We start from the raw sequence: 1,570 nt of genomic DNA, 5'->3' as shown, positions 1-1,570 counted from the left end.
CCGAAGTTACCCCTGACAGAGTCAGGTAAGTATTTGGCTTTGTTGAAAAAAGCGGCGATTTTGCGTCCAGTATGTAGGCATGTAAATGGTGTTTTTGAGTAGCAATTATGGATATATTGTGCTACGGTGACTCATGTACGTCACGCACGTGCCGAACCGCAGCTCGCCACCCGCCATTCTGCTGCGCGAATCCTATCGCGACGGCGAGAGGGTCAGGACCCGCACGCTGGCCAATCTGTCGTCCTGGCCGCCGGCCAAGATCGCGGCCTTGCAGGCGGTGCTGCGCGGCCAGGCGGTGGCGCCGTCGGCGCTGGTGATCCGTCGCAGCCTGCCGCACGGCCACGTCGCGGCCGTGCTGGGCACAGCACGGCGCATCGGTCTGGACCGGCTGCTCGGGCAGGCCGACGCGCGCCCGGCGACGCTGGCCCTGGCGATGATCGTGGCGCGCGTCATCGACCCCGCCTCCAAGCTGGCCACCGCCGCCCAACTGGCGCCCGACACCGCCACCAGCACCTTGGGCGAACTGCTCGATCTGGGATCGCTCGACCAGGACGACCTGTACGCGGCGCTGGATTGGCTGGTCGCGCAACAGGCCCGCATCGAAGCCGCCCTGGCGCGCCGCCATCTGCGCGAGGGCACGCTGGTGCTCTACGACGTGACCTCGAGCTACCTCGAAGGCCGGCACTGCGAGCTGGCGCGCCACGGCTACAGCCGCGACGGCAAGCGCGACAAGCTGCAGATCGTCTTCGGCCTGATCTGCACCGCGGCCGGCTGCCCGCTGGCGGTCGAGGTGTTCGAAGGCAACACCGCCGATCCGGCGACGCTGGCCAGCCAGATCGCCAAACTCAAGCAGCGCTTCGGCCTGCAGCGGGTGGTGCTGGTCGGTGATCGCGGCATGATCACGGCGGCCCGCATCGAAGAGACCCTCAGGCCGGCCGGGCTCGACTGGATCACCACCCTGCGCGCGCCACAGATCCAGGCCCTGGCCGGCGACGGCGGGCCCCTGCAGCTCAGTCTGTTCGATCAGCGCGACATGGCCGAGATCACCTCGCCCGACTTCCCCGGCGAGCGCCTGATCGTCTGCCGCAATCCGCTGCTCGCGGCCGAGCGGGCCCGCAAGCGCCAGGACCTGCTGCGTGCCACCGAGGCCGAGCTCGCCCGCATCGTCGCCGCCACACGGCGCGCACGCAAACCGCTGCGCGGCCGCGACAAGATCGGCCTCAGGGTCGGCGCCGTGCTCGATCACCGCCACATGGCCAAGCACTTCGTCCTGACCATCACCGATGACGGCTTCAGCTTCAGCCGCAACCTCGACGGCATCGCCGCCGAGGCCGCGCTGGACGGCATCTACGTGCTGCGCACCGCGCTGCCGGCCCAGACGCTCGATGCCGCCGCCACGGTGCGCGCCTACAAGGGCCTGGCCCACGCCGAGCGCGCCTTCCGCTCTCTCAAGATCTCCGATCTCGAAGTCCGGCCCATCTATCATCGCCGTGCCCGGCGCGTGCGCGCACACGTCTTCCTCTGCATGCTCGCCTATCACATCGAATGGCACATGCGCGCCCGCCTCGCC

General features: G+C 68.7%; 1 protein-coding gene. It reads left to right on the top strand.

Annotated features, from left to right (window positions below; genetic code table 11):
• Nucleotides 1-133: 133 nt before the first annotated feature.
• A partial coding sequence (locus tag FHP25_RS40430; RefSeq protein WP_147852680.1) for an IS1634 family transposase occupies nucleotides 134-1,570 on the top strand: 1,437 nt, incomplete at its 3' end.

This window comes from Vineibacter terrae (assembly GCF_008039615.1).
GTDB lineage: Bacteria > Pseudomonadota > Alphaproteobacteria > Reyranellales > Reyranellaceae > Vineibacter > Vineibacter terrae.
Note: the sequence above shows the minus strand (reverse complement) of the source record. Positions and strands in the feature narration are given on the sequence as shown.